Source organism: Promineifilum sp. (SeqCode) (assembly GCF_041918635.1).
GTDB lineage: Bacteria > Chloroflexota > Anaerolineae > Promineifilales > Promineifilaceae > Promineifilum.
The window spans coordinates 1-7470 of sequence record NZ_JAYRVJ010000446.1 but is presented as its reverse complement, the minus strand read 5'-3'; the positions used below and the strand labels follow the sequence as shown (position 1 = coordinate 7470).

Genomic DNA, 7470 nt, shown 5'->3' with positions numbered 1-7470 from the left:
GTGTCCACGCCGAGGTCGGCTTCCAGGTCGAGGTCAAGCTCTAGCATCTCCTGCGGATAGCCGGTCTGGGCGGCGACGATCTCCAGCACCTTGGCAACGACGGGATCGCCTGCCATCTCTTCCTTCCCACTGGGCGAGGCCGGGGGAGGGGTAACCAGCGCGGGGGCCGCGACCGGAGCCGCCGCGACTGCCGGCGCGCGGCCGTTGCTCGACGCGGCCGCCGGCTGAGCCAGATCGGGCCGGCTGTCGCGGACGAAGCCGATGACGGCGGCCAGCGTCGGGTAGTCGCGCAGCTTCAGGTCGTCGCGGCGCGGGATGTCGAACGCCTGCCGGATGGCCAGGAACGTTTCGGCTTGCTTCACCGTGTCGATGCCCAGGTCGGCCTCCATATCCAGGTCGAGGTCGAGCATCTCGATGGGATAGCCGGTCTGCGCGGCAACGATTTGCCGCACCTTCTCGGCGACAGGATCACCGGCTACTGGAGCGCCGGCGTCCGCGCCGGCTTCTTGCGCGACCTGGACGGGCGCGACCGGGCCGGGCGCGACCGGAGCGGAGGCCGTCGGGGACGGTAGCGCTCCGGCCAGATCGGGTCGATTCGTGCGGACAAAGCCGATGACGGCGGCCAGCGTCGGATAGTCGCGCAGCTTCAGGTTATCCCGGCGCGGGATGTCGAACGCTTGGCGGATGGCCTGGAAGGTCTCGGCCTGCTTGACGGTGTCAATGCCCAGGTCGGCTTCGAGGTCAAGGTCCAGGTCGAGCATTTCCTGCGGATAGCCCGTCTGCGCCGCCACGATTTGCAGCACTTTCTCGGCAACCGCATCAGCCGTAGCGGGAGTAACCGTACTCCCCTGCACCCCTGCGCCCCCGCTCCCCTGCACTGTCTGCGACGGAGCGGCAACCACAGGCGCAACCTCAGCCAAATCTGGCCGCTGCTTCTTGACGAAGTCGATCACCGCGCCCAGCGTCGGGTAGTCGCGCAAGCGCATGTTGTCCTGGCGCGGGATGGCGAACGCCTCGCGGATGGCCTGGAAGGTCTCGGCCTGCTTGACCGTGTCGATGCCCAGGTCGGCCTCCATGTCGAGGTCGAGATCGAGCATCTCCTGCGGGTAGCCCGTCTGCTGGGCGACGAGAGCGAGCACCTGCTCGGCCACCGCGTCGCCGGCCGCTTCCGTCACAGTCGCGGGCGGTGCAACCGGCGCGATGACCGTCTGAACCGGCTCTGGTTCCGCCGGGGCGGCCGGCGCAGTCTGGAGCACCGGTTCAGGCATGGCCACCGGGATGGGGGCCGGCTCGGCCTTCACGGGCGGAGGCGGAGGCGCAATCGGTGCGGGCTTGCCATTTGTCGATGATTCCACTTGCTGGCTCCCCCGCTCCCCCGCTCCCCCGCTCCCCTGCGGCGGAATGACCATCCGCGCCGGGAAGTCCACCGCCGCCGCACCGCTGCCCACCAGGGCGCGCAGCGTCGGGCCGGTACCGGGCTGCCAGCGATTGGGCGCGGGCGTCCGGGGCGGCGCGCCGGCGGCCTTGATGCGCAGGACGCGCTTCTCAACTTCGGTCTCGGCCGTGTCGTAACCGCTGATGTCGGCCAGCCAGCGCTGGTAGAGCGGCTTGTTGTCAACGCGGTCGAGCGAGCCGGGAATGCGCCGCGTGAAGGTCAGCGAGATCTGCGAGCCGAAGCCGGCTGCCAGGTGGATGGCGTACTGCACCGGGTAGCGCCCGCCGCGGCTCAGGTTCAGCGGCCCCAATTCGGGATCCACCTCCTTGAAGTTCGGGACGGGCGGGACGATGCCGTACTCTAGAATCTTGACGGCGATCACGTCTTCCACACCGACGCCCATCGGATGGCCGGTGAAGCCCTTGGTGTTGGAGATGATGATGCTGTTGGCCGCCTCGCCGAAGGTGTGGCGCAGGGCCATAACCTCGGCCGAGGCGCTGCCGCCGCGGGCCGGGGTGAACGTCTCGTGCGACATGAAGACCGTCTGCGGGGCGATGGCCTGGCGGTTCAGCCCGAAGCGCCGCTCGCCGGCGCTGACCAGACTGTTCATCACCATGCCGATGTGCTCCACGTCCAGCCGCGTGCCGTGGAAGGCGCTGTTGCTCGTCTCGCTGCTCAGCAACTCGACGATGCCGCGCATACCGCGCTCGCGGACGGCGTCCTCGCTCTCGACCACCAGCGCGCACGCGCCCATGCCCATGATAGTTCCGTGCCGCCGCTTGTCGAAGGGCAGCGCCGCCTCGGCCACCTGATCTTTGGTGGTGGCCGCGCCGACGGCCAGGAAGCCCGCGCCGACCCACTCCATCAGGTGCTCGCCGGTCACGTCATCGCCGCCAACTACAACCACGCGGCGGCAACGGCCGCTCCGAATCCAGTCCTCGGCGATGGCGATGCCCTGGGCCGTGCTGGCGCAGGCGGCGTTGATCTGGGTATTGGGGCCGCGCGCGCCGATGTATTGCGCGAACTGGCTGTGACCCATGGCCAGGATGCGGAACAGAAAGCGCCGGTCGAAGATGTAAGGCTCGCGCTCCAGCGTCTCGCGCAGGCTGTCGATGCGGCGGCTGATCTCGTTCAGCGTCGCATTGTCCGTGGCGTAATTGCGCAGGTCTTCCAGCATCTCCAACTGCTCGCGCCGGCCCAGCCACGTATAGTAGCGGGTGAACTCGTCGGCGAAGCGGTCGCCGCCGGGGAAGGCGCTGGCGAAGATGACGCCGGTGTCGTCGCGCAGCGACGGCGGCAGCATCCAGCGGTCGGGCAGGTGCTTGCCGGTGGTGGTCGCCTTGTACGTCTGCACCAGCGGGATGCCCGCCTCGCGCAGCGCGTCCAGGCCGGCAGCCATCGCCAGTTGCGAGGTCATGTCCAGCGCCTCGATCAGTTCGTTCGGGACGCCGTACTCCTCATGCAGGTCGAATGGGCCGGGCCGGCCGGCCAGCTTGATCACTTCGTTGGGGTCGGTGATGGTCTCGAACCGGCCGCTGCCGTCCTCGCCCTTTACCAGCCGGGTGATCTGCTTCTTGACCATCAGGTTGCGGAAGCGCTCTGGGATGAGATCGACGAACTGCTCGCCACGCAGGATGCGCAGGGCGTTGTCGGGATCCATCACCGGCTTGTTCGCGCCGGGCAGGCCCAGTCCCGTGCCGCTGATGACGATGGAGCCGAGCGGCGTCTCGTTGCGGTCGTAGACGCGCTGCCGGTCGGCATGGCCGTTGCTCTGCAATACCTGAGCCAACGCCTGGGCCAGCGCGTCCAGCGTCGCGGGAGGTTGTGTATTCGTTGTCATATCACTCTCGATTACCGGGGTCGTCGGGACGGCTGCCGGAATTTGAGTTCTCAACTCGTCATTCGTCGCTCGTCGCTCGTCGCTTGGCCGGCGGTCGGCTGTCGTGGCCTCCGCCTCCGCGCCATAACCGGCGGCATACAGACCACAGAGCGCCTGATTGAAGGTCGGCAACTCGCCGCCCTTGGGGTGATTGGTCAGCAGGGCGACCACGTCCGGCTTGTCGCCGAACACGTCCTTGACGAAGCCGCGCAGGGCGCGCTTCGGTCCCACTTCGACGAAGACGCGCACGCCGGCGTCGTACATCGTCTGGAGGCCCTTCACCCACTGTACGGGCGAAGCGATCTGCTGCTCCAGCAAATCCTTGATGGCCTCCACGCCCGTCGGATAGAACTCGCCGGTCACGTTGGCGACGAGCGGCAGACGCGGCGGGGTGATGTGCATGCGGTCGAGCATCGTCCGTAGCGGCTTGCTGGCCGGGGCGACGATGCGGGTGTGGAAGGCGTGGCTGACCGGCAGTTGCATCGCCTGGTAGCCCTTATCCTGGAACAGCTTGATCGCCTGTTCCACGGCCTTGCTCTCGCCGCCGATGACGCTCTGGCTGTTGCTGTTGATGTTGGCCGGGACGACGTAGCCGTCCACCTCCTTCAGCGTGGCCTCGACGACCTCGTAGGGGGCCAGGACGGCGGCCATCCAGCCGTTGTCGTCCATCTGGACCCGCGCCATCTCGCGCCCGCGGCCGGCGGCGGCTTCCAGCGCCTCGTGGAAGGGCAGGATGCCCGCGGCCACCAGCGCGCCATACTCGCCCAGCGAGTGGCCCATGACCACATCGGGCGCGAAGCCGTAGTCGGCCAGCAGGCGGCGCATCGCCTCATCCAGCGTCAGCATGGCCGGCTGGGTGACTTCGGTCTGCATCAGGTCGAACTGCGCCTGGTTGACGGCGGCCTTGTCATCGGTGTCAATGAAGAGGTAGCCGCTGAGGGGGCGGCCCAGGACGGGCTGCATGATGGCGTCGGCCTCTTCCAGCGTCCGCTTGACTGTCGGCGAGACCGCGGCCAACTCGCGCCCCATGTTGACGTACTGGCTACCCTGGCCGGGGAAGAGGAAGCCAACCTTGCCGGGCTTGGGGCCGCTGCCGCGGAAGATGCCCTGGGCTTCCATCGCCTTCCAGGCGGCCGGCGTGTCCAGGCCCATGACCTTGCGCGCTTTCTGCAGGCGGTCGACCAGTTCGTCGTGATTGCCGAAGTCGATGACCAGGCGCTCTTTGGCGCGGATGTCTACGGCCTTGGGCAGTTCAAACGGCGGCGTCCAGCCCGCTTCGGCGCGCTTCCACGCCTCGTCGAGGCGATCCTTCAGGTCGTTGGGCGTGTTCGCACCCAGCGCCAGAATGCCGCGCACGGGCGCGGGGCGTGTCGCAGGGGCGCTCCCCTGCTCCCCCGCTCCCTGGCTCCCCTGCTCTTTGCCATGGCCGCCATTGCCGACCGACGCACCAGTAAACTGCTTCGGTCGCTGCGTCAGCATACCGGGCACGTGCTCTTCCAGCACCAGGTGAAAGTTCGTGCCGCCAAAGCCGTAGGCGCTGACGCCGGCGCGGCGGGGCGTGCCGTTGCGGGGCGCCCACTCGCGCGGTTCATGCACCAGATAAAACGGCGTGCTGGAGAAATCGATGTTGGGGTTGGCCGGGTCGGCGTGAAGCGTTGGCGGCAGGATTTTGTGGTGTAGCGCCAGCGTGGCCTTCAACATGCCGGCCGCGCCGGCGCCCGCCTTCAGGTGGCCGATGTTGCTCTTGGCCGAGCCGAGGCCGATGCTGCCGCGCGGAGCCGCGCCGAACATGGCCGCCAGGCTCTCCACCTCGACCACGTCGCCGACGCGGGTACTCGTGCCGTGGGCCTCCACCAGCGTGGCCGTGGCCGGGTCTAGCTCGGCGTCGGCCCAGGCGCGCTGCACAGCCAGCCGTTGGCCGATGGGGTTGGGGGCGGTGATGCCCTTGCCCTTGCCGTCGCTGGAGCCGGCCGTGCCGCGAATCACGGCATAGATGCGGTCGCCGGCCCGCTCAGCGTCTTCCAGACGCTTCAACAGGAACGCGCCCGCGCCCTCGCCCATGACGAAGCCGTCGGCCCCGTCGCCAAACGGTCGCGTGCCGGTGGCGCTCAACGCGCCGATCTTGCAGAACTTGACGAAGCTGCCGATGCCCATGTTGCGGTCGACGCCGCCGGTCAGGACGGCATCCACCTTGTGCTCGACCAGGAGGCGCGCGGCGGCCTCGACGGCGGCGAAGCTGCTGGCGCAGGCGGCGTCGGTGATGAAGTTCGGCCCGCGCAGGTTGAGGATATTGGCGACCCGGCCGGACACAATGTTGGCGAGTTCGCCGGGCATGGTGTCTTCAGTGATGGAAGGGACGCCCTCGGCCACGGCGGCATAGAATTGGTCGACAAGCGCTGTCTGCGAGGCGGCCGGCAATCGGGCGAACTCGGGGGCGCGTTTCAGCCAGCGCACGTACTCCGGGAAGACGATGCGCTGCATGGTGGTGTAGTGCAACTCGCCGCCCATGGCCGTACCCAGGATGACGCCGGTGCGCTCGGTGTCGAGCGGCCGGTCGGGGTAGCCGTAATCGGCCAGCGCGTCGGCGGCGATGGTCACCGCCCACTGCTGCCCCTCGTCCATGGCCGCGGCGACGCGCGGCGGCATACGGAAGCGCCGCCAGTCAAACTCAAAGCCCCGCACCCAGGCGCCGATCTTGCTGTAAGTCTTATCGGGCACTTTGGGGTCGGGGTCGTAGTAGTCGGCGATGCTCCAACGGCCGGCCGGCGTCTCAGTGATGCTGTAGCGCTTGGCGACGATGTTGTCCCAAAAGGCGGACGCGCTCGGCGCGTCGGGTAGCATGGCTCCTACCCCGACGATAGCGATAGCGCGATCTGCTGAATCCATGATAGTTTTCCCTCTCCGAAATCAATTAACCACGGATTTTCACGGATTTGACGGATTAACCGTTGATTTCAATCCGTGTTCATCCGTCTAATCCGTGTTTATCCGTGGTGAATTTATTCTCCTAGAAAGCGTGATTAAGATGGTCACGCGCGAAATTCATGTCGTCGATCAGGCCGGCCTGGGCGGCGTAGATGGCCGGCAGGTTGAGCGAGCCAGCCAGATTCGGGTCGGTCTGGCCCGCGCCGATGGCCCACTGGAGGCCGTCGGTCGCCACTTTCAGGGCGGCGGCGCGGCCGTGGATGCGGGCCAGCGCCTGCCGGGCGGGCACGTCGAGGTTGATGGCCTCGGTCGGCTTGGCCGTCACGCGCTCGGCGAAGATGGCCGCCGTCTCGGCCCAGGCGATCAACTCGCCCAAACGGAACAGGACGTGCTGGTTGCGCGTCAGCCGGTCGAGCCGGGCGCGCTCCAGGATGACGGCCAGGGCGCGCAGGGCCAGGGCGGCGTAGTTGGCTCCGTTCTGCGGCTCGGCGGCGTGGATGCCGTCCAGCTTCTTGGCCCAGTCGTTGTAGAACGCCCCTTGCGTCTTCAGGTGTTGCTGCCAGCGGTCGCGGGCGATAGTCCACTCCATGATCTCCGACGTGCCCTCGTAGATGCAGGTGATGCGCACGTCGCGCTTGATCTTCTCGACCATGTACTCTTTGGTGTAGCCGTAGCCGCCGAGGGCCTGGATGGCGTCCTCGGCCGCGCGGTTGCCCGACTCGGTGGCCATGTACTTGGCGACGGCCCCCTCGGTCTGGAGGCCCTGCTCACCGTTGTCTAGCCGCTCGGCCACCCACTCGATGTAGGTGCGGGCCGCTTCAAGGCGGGCGGCGTTGGGGACGATGAGCTTGTGGGTGTAGCCCTGCTTCTCACTGAGGGGCGCGCCGGCCTGGATACGCTCGTGAGAGTAGCGGATGGCGCGGCGCAGCGCTTCCCAGCCCGCGCCCAGGCCGAACGCGCCGACCATGAGGCGGGTGTAGCCGAAGACGGCCTGCGCCTGGGCCAGCCCCTGGCCCTCCACGCCGCCGACTAGTCGGTCGGCCGGCACGTAGACATCTTCCAGAAAGAGCGCGGCGGTGTTGCTGGCGCGGATGCCATGCTTGTCTTCCGGCTTGCCGTAGCTGAAGCCGGGCGCGTCGCGCTCGACGACGAACCAGGACGGCCCGCCGGGGGCCAGGGCGAGGATGGTGTAGAGGTCGGCCACCGCGCCGTTGCTGATCCACTGCTTGCG

The 7470-nt window shown here is 67.9% G+C and carries 2 protein-coding genes; both read right to left on the bottom strand.

All coding sequences use genetic code 11. From position 1 onward, the window contains the following. Positions 1-6200: beta-ketoacyl synthase N-terminal-like domain-containing protein (locus tag ACE3UY_RS13730; RefSeq protein ID WP_374688076.1), on the bottom strand; the 6200-nt coding region annotated here is incomplete at its 3' end. A gap of 121 nt (positions 6201-6321) precedes the next feature. Continuing rightward, positions 6322-7470, bottom strand: a 1149-nt coding sequence (locus tag ACE3UY_RS13725) for an acyl-CoA dehydrogenase family protein (RefSeq protein WP_374688075.1), incomplete at its 5' end; no start/stop codon positions are given.